Raw genomic sequence first — 16605 nt, 5'->3', positions numbered from 1 at the left:
TGCCACCTCAGGGAATTGCACGCCCGTTTAGAGCAAAGAAGGACGTCAGGGAACAAGAGCTTGGCCAATCAAACTCTGCCCATCATCAAGAGTTTCTTCTGAATGACAACCTGTCTCATTCTCCGACTTAACTTTTGATAAGTAGTCTTCATATGAATTAACCTCATCATTTACCAACCGAGATACTATTCGAGCAACATATTCTTTATCAGGCAACTCACGCGCAAAAAATGTAATTCCAAATTGTCTCATAACCTCCTTGTTATCTTCTAAAGCTCTTTCCAAGACAGCACGAAAAGTCTTGTATATTACTTTCTTGGTTGTAGATGGATAATTTTTGATAGCCCAATAACAAGAAGATCCAATCACTTCAAACACTTTCAATACATTATTTTCATCTTCAGAAATTAATTTATAATGCTTAGCATATTTCAATACGCGCTGCGTTGCGAACTGCACATCTTCTTGAACGGCAGTTTCTAAAAATAGTTGCGTAGTATGAACTCGTTCAAGATAGTCATTATTAGAATCTCGTTCAAGAGGGGGCGTATAATAAAGCTGAGAAAAGGCTTCAAAAAACGATTTAACCAGAGTATTACTTTTAGCCTCAGCATAATCTCGCGCAAATACAATGTTGTTATAGCCAGGGTGATCCAAAGCACATCGCCAGGGCATGAGGTACACACCAGCACCGGAACAAACCCATTTCGGACTGTTACAACCCCATTTCTCACTTTCTATTAATCGAGGAATCCAATCAATCAATTCATATTTAACCGCATAAAACAACGAGGATTCAAAATTCGCTAAATGCACAGGAAGCGCGCCCCGAGATAATAACTTTAACGCCAAATCAACTCGCTTATGCCTAAAAGCTATTACCGCAGCATAACCATATTGCGCATCATCTTTTTCATCAGAATCATAATCACAAAATAAATTGATTAGATCCCATTTCAAGGCATTTGCTAAATTAAATAACATTGGCACACTATCAATCAAAACCGTAGTATCCGCACCCTTGCCTAACAACAATTTAGCGAGCAGTATTTCATTTTGGTTACATGCCTCAAATAGCAATTTTCCTAAAACTTGCCGATTAAATAAAGCACTGTTATTCCCGATGACATCCAAAGCTTTCCCCCACTCCCTTTTCTGTGCCATCCTATACACGATGTCGCCAATACCATAATAAATCCAATGCGACAAATTTCCATTCTCAAGTAAATAATCTAATAAAGATTTATTGCCATATCGCAAAGATTTCTTATCCGTACGTGTTGCCTCTAAAAGCTGATCAGCCAACTCAAAAGCACTAGCGCAGATGCATTCTGAAATAAAAGATGTATCATGCGAAAGAAAACTTCTCACTTTACATGATTGAATCACTGCCTTAGCCATAACCTCATCATTTGCCAAAAGCTTAATTAACTCAGAAAAACAACCAATTTTAATCATTACTACAGCTAATGGACCCAACCCTAAGGTGTCAGACTTTCCCTCATGTAATATTATTTCAGAATTAACACGAGGCCACAATACTAACATCTCAACAAGAGACTGATATAAATACTGAAAGTAAAGCGCATTGAATTCTTTAGGTGATAAGCTAGTGCCTATATCGATGAGCTGATAAAGTTTATCAGAAGGCAGAGGATAAAAATGACCCGCACATTCCCATATTAGAATTATTCCTCGATCTAGTAACATTCTCGCAATGTCAGTTTTTTGGCTAGATATCACTAGTGACAAAACGTTACTATACTCTACTGTTGCATTCTCAACGATTCCATCTTGAGCCAACTCGCGCACTATATCCCACAGTCCCATTTGAGCCGCATATAAAATAGGAAATTCAGATCGCTTAATGACAGACCATTCAGCACCCTTTAACAATAAATAATGCGCAAATAATAATTGCTTTTTATCAAGGGCAAAAACGAGTACTTTTCTTAATAATATAGGATTAAAATCTTGTCCATATTTCTCAACTAATTCACGCAGAGAAACCCAATCGGAATTCTTCCAACTACTAAGCTGTTCACGCAAAGCCTGCACAATTTTATTTAATATACTCTCATCAAGTCCTTGCGTTACTTTAACGGCGCCCAGCCAGTGAATCAATCTGTCCCAATTCCTGTTTTTAGCCATATAAATTAACATTCTTTCAACACCACAATATTCAAACTGGCTGTATTTCCCAGCTGCAATAACATGATCCACTAGCAAATCTTCTCCGTATTTCAAAATAAATATATCTTTTTTACTCGCTATATGCAGTTTATTTGCAATGTTAAATTCCTCATCAATAATTAAGCCTGAAATCACATTAGAATTATTCATCATGATATATTGAGGATCTAGGCCTATCGCAAAAACATACTCTATACAGTGATAATATTTTTTTTCACAACACTCTATAAACCAGGTCTCAAATTCATGCCAATAAATTCTACAACCTTTAAAAAAGGGCAAGAGGCGATCTTTTAGATCATGTCGAGAAACAAGCTCGATTATCTCTATTATAGAAGCAGCATCTTTCCACAGATAAACTGGGGGGTTGGCGGGAGGTTTTGCACCGGCTGATAATAATCTAGAGACGATCTGCATTTGCTTGTCAGCAAGCGCATAAATTAGAGCTTCTCCATATTGCGCATTATCTTCAGAGTCAGTATTTTTTTGAGAAAATAAAGATACCATACGCCAACTTTTAAATCTCGCCGAAGTAACAATCAACGATACACCACGTTCATCGCATACCGACACATCAGCGCCTAATTTTATCAAAAATCGAGCTTGAGAATAATATTGATCGTGAATGTAAAATAATAACAATAAATTTCCTAAGATTTTTTTTGTCTCTTCAGATGGATATTCTTTAATATATAATATTAGAGCATTCCAATAGCCACGAATGACTGTATCACGAATAAGAGTACTTTGTGGAATATAATATCGTTGTACTTCATGCAGTTGTCGAGGTGTTCCATAAGCTAACAAGTAAGTGTAGTACGTATTCCCTCGGAAACATAAATACCTAAATTGTGAATTCGTCTCTTGCATTAACTTTCTGGCAATATCAAATTCATCCACCTCAAATAAGTGAACAATAATAGAATCATTTAGGCCAATAAATTTTCTCTTTAATAATTGATCGAATAAATCATTGGCAAGTCTATTTGGCCGTAACAATCGCATCAACATTCTGATATAACCGCTATCTATCATCTCAACTGCTAAGCAAGAATCTTTGTTACTACCTGGCTTCAACAATAGTTCGACGCTAATATCACCTACACCAAGCATAAATTCGTAATCTAAACTTAGAAATCTCAGTCTTCGCAAGTTTTCATCTTGATTTATTTTCTTCGCATGATAAATGTCTTTCAAACGCATTGACTCCGTATAGAAAAAGACTCGATGCTGCTTAGTTTTATTATTCGGCATATAAAATAGTATTGGAATTTTGAAATTTGGATTTACGCGAATTTTATTGGCTTTTGCATAACGAATAAACTCTTGTAGTAATTCTTGGGAAAAATCATAAGCTAACCATCGTGCTTCCGGGGTATCTGCACAAATACAAACTACTGTTCGATACGGATTGTAGCGTAATCGCGCTAAAACTTCATTTGTGCCCCCAATCTTTTCTCGAAGATCTAGATTTTGTTTTTTAAATTCTTCTAAATTTTTTGGCGAGTAAACACCCACATCGTTTCGCCATGCCTCTGAAAAAACCGCTATATCTTGATTGTTAAGATCCACATCAAAAGGTCTACTTACAGTGCCCCTATCTCGAGTGAGTAACCGATTCAATAGAGCATCGTCACAATGAGTCATTACCCCATATAATTTATCAGTTCGTTTTTTAAACACACCAAAAACTGAACTTCTCAATCTTTTATCAATTAGTGTCGCAGACTGTATTTGTGAATACCCTTGTTTTTCTTTGGCAGAATACATCGGAGTTTTACTAAACCTTTCTACGACTTTCTTCTCATGCGTTACTGTATGAGAACGTCGATTACATGGCCGCAAATTTTGACGACGTGAGCCGTTTTCACCAGGTATAATTCCCTTAATGAATCTAAGGCTATAATCAAATTCATCCGATCTCAAGGATTTTAACAAATAGTGATCTGCAATCATTGATGATAAGCCATCCTTACAAAGGCTATTATAATAAATATTGCAAAAATGAAATTGCTCTGACGTCAATGTAATAATGTTAACTTCCTGACGAGGATAAACGTCTTCTTGTATAGGAAGAAAATACGCTAAAAAACTCAAAAAGGCATTCGCCATATTTTCCGTAACAAAATTGCAATGAACGCTTTTCATGTTAGGTTCGAGCATTATTTTAGCTTGTAAAAAAAATGCCTCTAATATCAAGCCATAGTGGTTATCAACCAACTCCGGAGAATTGGCGTAGCTACTTTTGAGTTTTTCTTCAGCTTCGACCCAAGAGGCTCCGGATACTACCGATTGAATTGCCGCTTCAATGATTTTGCTCGGATGTTTTCTATCCGTTGTGCCCAAAGCAGGGATAGCTTCGCTTATAAAATTAGGCAATAGGGCGGAGATGTTGTTTCGAAATTTCTGCACGGTTGTAATCTCAGTCGTCTAATTATAGGAACTTTATACCATATTTAGTATGTTTTCTCCATGGTTTTATTCTATAATAGCACGGTCAAACCTAAGTGGCAAAATCCCCTAACGGCTGCGGAAATATCAAAGCACCGCAGTGCTGGGTGTGGATATGAAAACTGACCAAGCTAAAAACTCTTAGAACCTTCCTTGGTCCCCTCCCCATTGCGATGTAGCCTAGAAGAATGACTACAGTGAAATCCTAACATTTTTACTCCAAAATGTCAAGGCGGTGTCTTGATTTGATATTTTTTATTAATATTATCAGGTTTGGCGGGCTAATGCTGCAAATCTTCATCAGCAAATATCCCAATTTCTTGTAATCTTAGGGTGCAGGTCTACAAGTGAAGGTGTCAGACCTAAGAATAATGCCATCTAAATTTCTTATCCATTTAGATTTACTACCACTGGTTGTGAACAGTCACCTATTCTTAGATCTGACACCTTCAAGAACCCTCTTTTAATCAAAAAATCAGTGAGTTATACACAATGATTCGCAATTCTGAATAACCTAGCAATGACACCTCAATCACTAGACACAACAAATATCGTAAGTAATTGAAAATAAAAGAATTTGGCCATTGTGATGAATCTCTAACCAATCTAATAAACTTCCTCTAAGATCAAGCAGATACACCTATTATTGAAGCCTTATCCACAAAGTTATCCACAGGTTATGTGAATAACAAGGGGCGAGAAAAACTGATATTGGTGATATTTACTTTAAAATCAACGTATTATGCAAAAATACTTAAGTGTTTTATAAAATCTTTGGGAGGACGATAGCCCCTATCCAGCCCGTGATATGCAAAGCAATCATAGCGGCTAGGCCCGCGATCACATCATCTATTATCATGCCAAACCCACCGCCAACGTTCTTATCGAACCATCGAATGGGCCATGGCTTCCAAATATCAAACAAACGAAAATACGCGAATCCTAAAACAACAGCCCAGCCTGTCACCGGCATCCCTATCATCGTAACAAGATAGCCAATGAATTCATCAATGTTCATACCCGGGTCATCATGAACCCCAATTTCTTTAGATAATTGATCGCACGCGCTGATAGCATAAAGCCCCAGTAACATGATACAGAGCATGTAAGGAATCACTGGAAGTTTAGCTAACACACAATAAACGGGAACAGCCATTGCCGTACCCCAAGTACCAGGCATTTTAGGAAGCAGACCGCTTCCCAAGCCATAGCAAATAAAATAGCGCGGATCAGTCCAGACTTTGCGGTAGATTTCTGTTCTTGTCACAGCATCTCCCGGCTTATGATTTTGTCTATTTTGGTCACTCAATGCCCTCTATTCCTTATTCGGCAATTCCTTACCTAAAAAAACATGCTGTGCAATTGCGTCTAAAACCCCATTAACATATTTAAAACCTTCGATCGCACCGAATTTTTTCGCCATTTCAAGCGCTTCATTAATCACCACTTTATAGGGCACATCTTTTTCAAATAAAAATTCATAAACAGCAACGCGCAACAGGGCTAATTCCACAGGATTTAAATCTTTTAATGTGCGGTTGGCCGATGATAATATTAAATGATCAATGTTTTCTGTGTTTTGGGTCACCCCCCGTAAAATTGCAGCAAAATATTCGACATCCACTTTACTCATATTATTATTTTGATGAAATTGAACTTCAATTTCTAATGGGGATTCTTCTGTCATTTGCCATTGATAAATAGCTTGCATAGCAAGTTCACGTGCTCGACGACGTTCTTTAGGCCGGAATTTCTTCATCAGTTTCTTCACTCGATTCTAAACGTAAAATTTCTTCGCGAAATGCGTTAACATCTTCAAAACTACGATAAACAGAAGCATATCTCACATAGGCCACTTGATCCAAGTTTCGTAATTCTTCCATCACTAATTCGCCGATCATAGACGAATGCACTTCTCTTTCGCCTGTCTCTCGTAAACGACGTAAAATTGCATTCACCGCTGCATCAAAGGCTTCAACACTCACAGGCCGTTTTTCTAATGACCGCAACATACCTTGACGCATTTTATCGACATCAAAAGGATTTCGCGAGCCATCTCGTTTAATCACGTAAGGCATCAGTAATTCTGGCATTTCAAACGTTGTAAATCGTTCACGACATTCATTGCATTCGCGTCTACGGCGCACTTGATTTCCGCCACCTACAAGACGTGAATCAATCACTTTTGTATCATCAACACGACAAAATGGACAATGCATAAATGGGTCTTCCTAATCATACACAGGAAATTGCGTACATAAATCGCACACTCTTTCCTGAATATTCAATCGTAATTGCGTATTTTCAAAATCCGCTAAAATTTCACCAATCCAATGAGCCACTGTTTTAACTTCCGCTTCTTTAAATCCACGGGTCGTAATCGCGGGAGTTCCAATTCGTAATCCACTGGTAATAAATGGAGAGCGTTGTTCACCAGGCACAGTATTTTTATTCAAGGTAATTTGGGCTTCTCCTAAGGCAATTTCCGCATCTTTACCGGTAATATTTTTATCGGTGAGGTCTAATAAAAACATATGATTATCAGTACCGCCCGAAACCACCTTAAATCCAATATCAGAAAAAACTTGGGCCATCGCGCGCGCATTCGTAATCACTTGTTGTTGATAATTTTTAAATTCTGGATCCATCGCTTCTTTAAAGGCAACCGCTTTTGCAGCAATAACATGCATTAATGGCCCACCTTGCGAACCGGGAAAAATCCCAGAATTTAAGCGTTTTTCTAAATCAGGATTACTTTTCGCTAAAATTAATCCGCCGCGAGGACCGCGTAATGTTTTGTGTGTTGTGGTTGTAGTAACATCAGCAATTTGAACAGGGGAAGGATAAAGTCCCGTTGCAATTAATCCTGCAACATGTGCAATATCAGCGACCATATAAGCACCGACTTTGTCGGCAATCTCTCGAAATCGTTGCCAATCTGCCACTCGAGAATACGCTGAAAATCCTGTCATTAGCATTTTAGGTTTGTGTTCGAGCGCTAATCGTTCAACTTCATCGTAATCAATTAATCCAGTCTCTTTATTAACATTGTATGTTACGGAATTGTAAATTAATCCAGAAAAATTCACTTTGGATCCGTGTGTTAAATGTCCGCCATCATTTAATCCCATCCCCAACACAGTATCACCCGGATTTAATAACGCCATATAAACAGCAAAATTTGCTTGAGATCCTGAATGAGGCTGAACATTCACATAATCAGCACCAAATAATTTTTTCGCACGATCAATAGCGAGTTGTTCAGCAATATCGACAAATTCACAACCCCCGTAATAACGTTTTCCAGGATAGCCTTCTGCATATTTATTGGTTAACAAAGAACCTTGTGCTTCCAACACTCGCGGACTGACATAATTTTCCGACGCAATTAATTCAATATGCATTTCTTGACGATGCGCTTCCGCTTCAATCGCGCCCCATAATTCGCTATCGAATCCTTCAATTTTTAAATCATCCGCAAACATAATATCCACCTCACTTCGTGCCTTAATCAGAATCAGGGTCAAAGATAGCAGATTTTTTTTACGGGGTCATGTGAATCTGATGTAAAGCAATTGTCATCGCGAAGGAGCGATGACATTAAACTGCTTGGAAGTATGAAGTGGTAAATCCACCCGCTCAGCTTTGACGTTAACCTCTGGAGTGAATAGGGGATGGGCCAGGGATGGCCCATTGAGCGGAAGAGGTTAAGGTCAAACCTGAGCGGGTGTACTATCCTATGTCGATATCGTTGTTTTCTTAGTTAGATAGCCTCAAGCGCCTCAGACAATTTTTTCACGGCAATCACTTTCATGCCAGGAATTTCTTTTTTGGGCGCATTCGCCAGTGGAACAATCGCACTTTTAAATCCATGCTTGTGTGCTTCTCGTAAACGTTCCTGGCCGCTTTGTACCGGTCGAATTTCACCCGATAATCCGACTTCGCCGAAAACAATCATATCCATGGGCAGTGGTCGATTTCGCAAGCTGGACAACACAGCTAAAAGGCAGGCTAAATCCACGCCTGTCTCGCTCACGCGCACACCACCGACCACATTAATAAATACATCTTGGTCAAAGGTGACAACGCCTCCGTGTCGATGCAATACCGCAAGCAACATCGCCAAACGGTTCTGATCTAATCCCACGCAAACGCGCCGAGGATTTCCCAGATGAGTTTCCGCAACGAGGGCCTGAACTTCGACTAATAATGGCCTAGAACCTTCCCAGGTCACCATGACACTACTACCCGAAATGGGTTCATCGTAGCGAGATAAAAAAATCGCCGAAGGATTGTTCACTTGACGCAAGCCTTTATCCGTCATCGCAAAAACACCCAACTCATTCACCGCGCCAAAACGATTTTTCACAGCGCGGATCATTCGATAACGACTATCTTGGTCACCTTCAAAATACAGCACGGTATCAACCATATGCTCTAAAACTCGAGGCCCCGCTAAGGCACCTTCTTTAGTGACATGTCCTACTAAAAATAAAGCCGTCCCTGTTTGTTTTGCAAAACGCACGAGTTGGGCCGCACATTCTCGCACTTGACCCACACCTCCTGGCGCGGATGAAAGTAATTCCGTATAGACAGTCTGTATAGAATCCACCACCATAATTTGCGGTTTTTCGCTGCGTGCGATGGCAATCATGCGCTCGACATTCGTTTCAGTGAGTAATTTTAGGCTTTTATCGGGTAATTCTAAGCGCCTTGCGCGCATAGACACTTGCTGCAACGATTCTTCACCAGTGACATATAAAGCGGGGTATTGTTCCGCTAAATTACATAAAGTTTGCAATAATACCGTGGACTTTCCGATGCCCGGATCCCCGCCAATTAAGATGACAGACCCCGGCACCAATCCACCGCCCAATACCAAATCAAATTCGGCCAGCCCTGTGGATACGCGCACTAATTCGTCAAAATCCACTTCGGAAATTGAGGTGACGCGCGAACCTGCCGCATCAGCATAACCTGCAAAGCGGCCTTCCTGTACGGGTGCTTTTTGCACAATTTCTTCTGTGAGGGTATTCCAAGCCCCACAATCCGCGCACTGCCCAGCCCATTTAGGCGCTGTGGCTCCGCATTCGCGGCAACAGTAGAGAGTTTTTGATTTGGTCTTCATGAAACAATATTACCATTAAAGGGTATCAAGTCTCAATTTAAGGTTTAAGAGGGTACCCGCTCAAACCTTAAATTGAGACTTGATACCCTTAACTCGAAAAATCAACGACTTGTGCTATAGCATGACAAAATGACGCTACATATTGAATTAAGGGTTTACTTTTAATGAAATTCGGGGTAAACTGACCCCTTTTATTTTCAACCACACTGGAGACGATAATGAGTGACCCTATAGTAACCCCCTTAGTCGATAGACTAAGTTTAACTTCATGGCTTAAGCCATTTTTTATTCACCCTTCTGTTACAGCCGGCGCAGCTGAGAACATGCGGAATGTTCGTGATGCACAAGAACGATTGGCAAACGACCGCAAAGAAAAAGCTGACAGAGCAAAAATCAATACAGCTCTTACAGCGATTGACGCGGTAGTTAATCCTAAAGATGCCGTAGATTTCGGCGATGATGCTAAAGTAATTGGATCAATACGCTCTACTCTGCGGGATATCAAACCTGAACCTGTAGTGACACAACCACCTCGTAGTTCTGGCGTGGAAGAAGAAGAAGAAGCCCAAGCTGTTGCTCCATTTGCAATAGAGCGTAGCCTATTCTCTTTGAATCAAGGCTTACAAGATATTTTTCTTAGCGCGTTAAGAATTAATAATGAAGCTGCAAAGAAAGCGCTACTTGATGCTATCGCAAAAGCAAATCCAAAATGCAAGGCTTACCTTGACATTACTGCAATTGTAGAAAAGCAAGAAAATGATGATAGCCTATATGATGTTAAAGCGGTTCTACGAAACGATCGTAATCGCAGTTTTGACGAGACTCTAACCGCTCTTTATGACGCAATTAAACGTTTACCTAAAGATGCACCGATCAAAGCTCCCCTCCTAGCGGCCGCTAATGCGCTTAAACCTGAAGAAGCAAAAGTTCATTCAGATGTACGCGAAGTTCTTCCTGCTGTTAACTTGAAAAGCAAGTGGACCATCGCTCTAGGTTCTTTCTGGAGAGCAATCGGTTTTCATGGTTATGATAAATCATCAACCGTTCTAACCACTGCTCGTGGCAAGAAATTCTTTTTTGAAGAATCTAACCGTTGGCACACATTAGCAGCCTTCATGGGCTTGCCATCTCGTGTAGACAGCGAAGGTAAAACAGCTATATTCAGCCTACGCACATTCGCAAGAGTGCTCTTCGGTGGCTGGGTAAGTCTTTACAATCCTGATTCAGCTTTTGAAGGCCGCCGGTTAGCAAATAGCAATTTTTGGATGCTCAACCCTCGCAACTATACTCTAGAAGGTCAAAGATTCTGGAATCTCGTTCTTTTACTAACGGGTGTAAAACTTGTAATCGCTGCCTATTACCTCGTTACATTCCCAGTCAAATTGGCACTCAATATTGTCAGACAAGTGACTGAAACTTTACCTGAAGCCTTGACGAATTATTCAGGTAAATGGTACGGTTTCTCATCTTCTGCCATCCTTGAACTCTATTATGATCGCCACATGCCACGTAATCAAAAACTTGTTCGTGGATTTATTGCTCTTCTCATGCTGGCTGTAAGCTTTCCTGTCCATCAAGTTGCTAGACTCTTGGCAATAGTGGGTACAGCTGCAACCTCTCCTCAAGAGAGCGCAAGAGAAGGTTGGAAAACTGGTCTTGCTTTAGATTCAAGATTCCGTCTTGTATTTGCGACCGTTTTAGCATTATCAAGCCTTGCTTTAACAGCGGTTATATGGGCTCTTACTTTCCCAGTACTGTTTGCTAAAGCGCTTGTTGTGTTCCCAGCATTAGCTCCAGTCGTAACCAGCATTTCTCAATTGCCTATCGTTGCTAGCACCATTACTTACGTAAACGGTACTGCTACACTCGTTGCAGGTTCATTGCCAGCTGCGTTCAGCACTGCTGCAACAGCAATCTCAACTGCGTTTGGTGTTACTGTTTCTGCATCTACATTAGCAGTTGCTACCATTTGGGCGGTTATCGCAGCACCTGTTGCGTCTATTGCAACCGCAAGTGCTAACTACGCGAGCAATGCATGGACTAAATGGCAAGCTAGCTGGACTCTGCTTGAAGCAGGTTCACGCGCTGCTGCCGATGTAGCCATCTCAGCACATACAGCGATTCTACAATTACTTCCTTCTGAACATGTTACTGCTCTCAGTAATCAGTTCGAGAAAACGTATTGGAACTCTGTTGAATCTGAGAACCTACTTGCTGCTAAACAGTCAGAAGCTAGCACAGGTCGATTTGATGCTCGTAAACATAAAGCTGCTGATAGGCTCGATAAATACGAGACTCTCAACTTTCCTGCAGTTGAAAGCTCAAGAAGCCGCAATTTTGACAGTATCTAATATTTGAGTTTCTTAGAGTGGCGCCGACGGATAAAACCTCGGCGCCATTTTTTTTGCCTTGACATTCCTACACCAAATCCCTATCGTTTCTAACATTCTGAAAGAATACGAGGTAAAAATGTCAGCGCTACATCCCCCCTTCCCCTTATCACGAATGCAACGCCTTCGAAATCATGCCGGTATGCGCGCGTTGGTCCGCGAAACGCAACTGACATGTAACGATTTGGTTTATCCGCTTTTTATTCATCATGGTAATGATTTTAAAAATCACCTCGTCTCTATGCCTGGATGTTGTCAACAATCCGTTGACCAATTAGATTCTGAAATCAAAGAAATTGTCGACCTAAAAATTCCTGCAGTTTTATTATTCGGCGTTCCTGAATATAAAGATGAACACGGCAATAGTTCGTGGCAAGAAGATGGCGTTGTTCAAGAAGCGATTCGAAAAATAAAATCTCTTGCACCTGATTTATTAGTGATGGTTGATCTGTGCTTTTGTGAATATATGGAACACGGCCACTGCGGTGTTATGAATGAAATTAGGGGGGAGCGTGATCTTGATGCGGATGCCACTCTACCCTTGTTAGCCAAACAAGCGTTAAGCTTAGCAAAAGCCGGCGCTGATGTGATCGCACCGAGTGGCATGGTTGATGGTATGGTGACTGCTGTACGAACGGCTCTGGACAAGGAAGGCTTCTCTCACATCCCCGTCATGAGCTATGCCGTTAAATACGCCTCTGCACTCTACGGCCCGTTTAGAGAAGCCACTTTAGGCACACCCAAATTTGGCAACCGACAAACTTATCAAATGGATCCGGGCAATACCAACGAAGCCATCCGTGAATGTTCCATTGATGTGAGCGAAGGTGCCGACATTCTTATGGTCAAACCTGCTCACGCTTATTTAGACGTGATCTGGCGCCTCAAGCAACGGTTCCCTGAACTTCCTATGGCTGCGTACCAAGTCAGCGGTGAATACGCCATGATAAAAGCCGCCGGCGAAAAAGGCTGGCTTGACGAAAAACGCGTCATGATGGAAATCCTCACCGCCATCAAACGCGCCGGCGCTGATATCATCATCACCTACTTCGCCAAAGATGCTGCAAAGCTCTTAAACGGCGTCTAAAAAAAAAGCGTCGTGTCCTGAGTTGTTATTTTAATTGTCGACTAATTAAATGTTTTCGATCGAAGACTGTAAACATTTCATTCACTACAGTTGCCAGAATCAGTAAAACGTTCAGATTTTAGACCAGGTCGCGTGAAAAAAATATGGACGTTTGTCTCTATTTCTAAATCACATCAATCACCCAGAGAAAGCAAAGTCGCATTCCCCCCGGTCGCCGCCGTATTAATTGACAGCGTTCTTTCGACACAAAGACGCGGTAAATAATGTGGCCCGCCTGCTTTAGGACCGGTTCCTGATAAACCTTCACCACCAAACGGTTGTACACCTACCACAGCGCCAATCATATTTCGATTAATATAGGTGTTGCCAGCGCATGTGCGTTCATGAATAAATTCTGCGGTGCTATCGATGCGAGTGTGTACTCCTAAAGTTAATCCGTATCCGGTTTTATTAATTGCATTAATGATCGACTCTAACTCGTTGGCGCGAAAACGAATAACATGCAAAATCGGTCCGAACACTTCGCGCTCTAATTGATCAATGCGATCGATTTCGTACGCACAAGGCGCAAAAAATGTACCCTGCTCACACCCTTCACTCAACTCAACGCGATGAATTAATTTTCCAATTTGATCTAAAAATTTCGTGTGCTCAATTAATGTGTTTCTAGAGCTTTCATCGATGACGGGACCAATATCATTATGCAAAAATCCTGGATCACCCAATCTGAGTTGGGCCATGGCGCCTTTTAATATTGTAATGACTTTATCGGCGATATCCTGTTGCACAAATAAAACGCGCAAACAAGAACACCGCTGCCCTGCACTATAAAAAGCAGAGTTGATCACATCGATGACTAATTGTTCGGGTAACGCGGAAGAATCGGCAATCATCGCGTTTTGTCCGCCGGTTTCTGCAATAAAGGGCACTAAAGCGCCAGGTCGTGCAGCGAGCGTTTGATTAATATGGCGCGCCGTTTCGGTCGAACCCGTAAATAAAATAGCATCCACTCGATGATCACCCACTAATTTATCACCGATCACACTGCCGCGACCTGGCAAAAATTGTAGTACATCGGTAGGCACGCCTGCTTCATGCAGTAATTCAACAGCTCGCGCACCAATTAATGGCGTTTGCGCCGCGGGTTTTGCAATGACTGCATTTCCAGCCGCTAATGAAGCAACCACTTGTCCTGTAAAAATTGCGAGCGGAAAATTCCACGGACTGATGCACGCAACAACACCACGCCCCACTAATTTCAGCGAATTAAATTCACCCGTGGGCCCAACCAGTTCCTGAGAAGTTAAAACTTTTTCAGCTTGATCAGCATAATACCGACAAAAATCCACCGCTTCTCGCACTTCAGAAACCGCATCCGGAATTGTTTTTCCGGCTTCGCGAATCACAATCGCCATTAATTCAGCTGAATTTTTTTCAAATAAATCAGCGGCTAATCGCAAACAATTTGCGCGTTTTGTCACGGGCCAACGATGCCACTTTTCGTATCCCATTCTTGCGATTGCCAACATTAAATCAGCGTCCGTTGACGTTCCCTCTATCACTTCTCCGACCACATTATTTCGTTGACGAGGTTCCGTCACTTTTTTACTGACGCGATCTTTATCTTCTCGTTTTAAGGTTGGCGATGCTGACCATTGTTGACGACTGAATTTTTCTAATTGAGCTTTCAGTTGCTTGGCTTCATTCACATCGGAAAAATCAATTCCGACTGAATTTTGTCGTGACTCGCCGTAAATATTTTTGGGTAGTGGAATTCTTGAATGCGGTTTCACCTCTAAAGACACTAATTTAGCAATAGGATCAGCGACTAAATCATCTATGGGTGAGGCTTCATCGACAATACGGTTCACAAACGAGGTGTTCGCACCATTTTCCAACAATCGTCTAACGAGATAAGGTAATAAATCTTCGTGCGATCCAACGGGCGCATAAATTCGACACGGACGCTGATATTTTCCGGGCACAACAACGGAATCGTAAAGTGCACGACCCATTCCTTGTAAACACTGAAATTCATAATCCGTTCGATTTTTCATCAATGACATAATCACAGAAACAGATTGTGCGTTGTGCGTTGCAAATTGTGGAAAAATCACATCGCCTGCAGCAGCTAATTTTTTCGCACAGACAATATACGATACATCCGTTGAAACTTTACGTGTATAAACAGGATAATTCGATAACCCTCTGACCTGACTGTCTTTTATTTCTGTATCCCAGTACGCCCCTTTCACCAAACGCACCATTATTTTTCGGTTTGCATCTCGAGCTGTCGTTACCAACCAGTCAATCACAAATGGAGCTCGTTTTTGATAGGCTTGCACAGCTAAACCAAAACCATTCCACCCTTCTAACGATTTATCTCGCAACACGCGTTCAATGATATCTAAAGACATTTCTAAACGATCGGCTTCTTCGGCATCAACCGTTAATCCTATGTTGTAGTGTTTTGCTTGCTGAGCTAATTTCAATAAACGATCGCTTAAAAAATCCACCGACTCAGTCCATCGCCCTACTTCGTAACGTGGATATAACGCAGATAATTTGATAGAAATTCCTGGCCCTTCAACCGGACCTCGTCCCGCTGAGGATTGTCCTATTGCATCGATAGCATTTTTATAAGCTTGGAAATACCGTTCAGCATCTTCAGAAGTTCGTGCCGCTTCTCCTAACATATCGTACGAAAATCGGTAGCCCATTTTTTCTGGTTTTTGTGCTCTTTTCAGCGCTTCTTTAATATCTCGTCCTACAATAAATTGCTTGCCTAGTATTCGCATGGCTTCGCCAACGGCTTTACGAATAACAGGTTCACCTGTTCGTTCGACTAATCCTTTAAAAACACGAGTAAAATGATTCGTGCTGGTATTTTCGGATAATACACGGCCCGTTAACATTAATCCCCACGTCGCCGCATTGACAAACAACGAATCACTTTTTCCTAAACTGGTTTGCCAATCAGGTGTCGTTAATTTATCACGCAGCAAAAGATCGATGGTGTCTTTATCAGGAATTCGCAGCAACGCTTCTGCCAAACACATGAGTGCGATGCCTTCTTCACTTGATAAATGATATTGATATAGAAATGCATCGATTCCACCTTTACCGAGTCGTTCGTCACGAACTTGTTTCACCAATTCACGTGCATTTTTTTCAATATTTTGAAGATCTTCTGCAGAAAATGTCGCGTGCTGCAGTAAATAATTAATGCACTCATTTTCATCACGTCGATAGGCGTCGGTGATGGCTTGACGTAACATTTCACGATCGGGAAATGATGTAAACATAAACATTGATAAACCCCTTAAATCATTGTGGTTTGTGTTTGATGGGGTCAA

9 protein-coding genes are annotated in these 16605 nt (G+C 41.2%); 2 read left to right on the top strand and 7 right to left on the bottom strand.

Annotation, left to right across the window (positions count from 1 at the left end):
- Positions 1 to 45 precede the first annotated feature (45 nt).
- The 6 genes from K2X50_08435 to radA form a co-directional block, all read right to left on the bottom strand.
- Positions 46 to 4605, bottom strand: a complete 4560-nt coding sequence (locus tag K2X50_08435; GenBank protein ID MBX9587269.1) for an ankyrin repeat domain-containing protein — start codon at positions 4603 to 4605, stop codon at positions 46 to 48.
- Between the two features lie 802 nt (positions 4606 to 5407).
- Entirely contained in the window at positions 5408 to 5911 is a 504-nt protein-coding gene (locus K2X50_08430; GenBank protein MBX9587268.1) for a phosphatidylglycerophosphatase A, read from the bottom strand.
- Positions 5912 to 5959: 48 nt separating this feature from the next.
- Positions 5960 to 6403, bottom strand: a complete 444-nt coding sequence (gene nusB / locus K2X50_08425) for a transcription antitermination factor NusB (GenBank protein MBX9587267.1) — start codon at positions 6401 to 6403, stop codon at positions 5960 to 5962.
- Positions 6384 to 6863, bottom strand: a complete 480-nt coding sequence (nrdR, locus tag K2X50_08420) for a transcriptional regulator NrdR (protein ID MBX9587266.1) — start codon at positions 6861 to 6863, stop codon at positions 6384 to 6386. Before nrdR ends, nusB begins: the two co-directional genes overlap by 20 nt.
- Positions 6864 to 6875: 12 nt before the next feature.
- Positions 6876 to 8129: a serine hydroxymethyltransferase gene (locus K2X50_08415; GenBank protein MBX9587265.1), complete on the bottom strand. Its 1254-nt coding sequence runs from the start codon at positions 8127 to 8129 to the stop codon at positions 6876 to 6878.
- 278 nt (positions 8130 to 8407) lie between these two features.
- On the bottom strand, positions 8408 to 9772 hold the full coding sequence (gene radA, locus K2X50_08410; protein MBX9587264.1) for a DNA repair protein RadA: 1365 nt from the start codon (positions 9770 to 9772) through the stop codon (positions 8408 to 8410).
- A 218-nt stretch (positions 9773 to 9990) separates the two neighbouring features.
- Here radA and K2X50_08405 point away from each other — a divergent pair, with 218 nt between their 5' ends.
- Together K2X50_08405 and hemB are read left to right on the top strand one after the other, a co-directional pair.
- Complete coding sequence (locus K2X50_08405; GenBank protein MBX9587263.1) at positions 9991 to 12123, top strand: hypothetical protein; 2133 nt, start codon at positions 9991 to 9993, stop codon at positions 12121 to 12123.
- 118 nt (positions 12124 to 12241) lie between these two features.
- Complete coding sequence (hemB, locus tag K2X50_08400) at positions 12242 to 13249, top strand: porphobilinogen synthase (GenBank protein ID MBX9587262.1); 1008 nt, start codon at positions 12242 to 12244, stop codon at positions 13247 to 13249.
- Between the two features lie 173 nt (positions 13250 to 13422).
- On the opposite strand, the gene putA is transcribed toward hemB, so the two are convergent.
- Entirely contained in the window at positions 13423 to 16560 is a 3138-nt protein-coding gene (putA, locus tag K2X50_08395) for a bifunctional proline dehydrogenase/L-glutamate gamma-semialdehyde dehydrogenase PutA (GenBank protein ID MBX9587261.1), read from the bottom strand.
- Positions 16561 to 16605 lie beyond the last annotated feature (45 nt).

Source organism: Gammaproteobacteria bacterium, from assembly GCA_019748175.1.
Lineage (GTDB): Bacteria > Pseudomonadota > Gammaproteobacteria > JAIEPX01 > JAIEPX01 > JAIEPX01.
This window is presented reverse-complemented; position numbering and strand designations above follow the sequence as displayed.

Coding starts and splice junctions, on each gene's coding strand:
- K2X50_08405 (MBX9587263.1), top strand. CDS start 9,991: ATGAGTGACCCTATAGTAACCCCCTTAGTCGATAGACTAAGTTTAACT.
- hemB (MBX9587262.1), top strand. CDS start 12,242: ATGTCAGCGCTACATCCCCCCTTCCCCTTATCACGAATGCAACGCCTT.
- putA (MBX9587261.1), bottom strand. CDS start 16,560: ATGTTTATGTTTACATCATTTCCCGATCGTGAAATGTTACGTCAAGCC.
- K2X50_08415 (MBX9587265.1), bottom strand. CDS start 8,129: ATGTTTGCGGATGATTTAAAAATTGAAGGATTCGATAGCGAATTATGG.
- radA (MBX9587264.1), bottom strand. CDS start 9,772: ATGAAGACCAAATCAAAAACTCTCTACTGTTGCCGCGAATGCGGAGCC.
- nrdR (MBX9587266.1), bottom strand. CDS start 6,863: ATGCATTGTCCATTTTGTCGTGTTGATGATACAAAAGTGATTGATTCA.
- nusB (MBX9587267.1), bottom strand. CDS start 6,403: ATGAAGAAATTCCGGCCTAAAGAACGTCGTCGAGCACGTGAACTTGCT.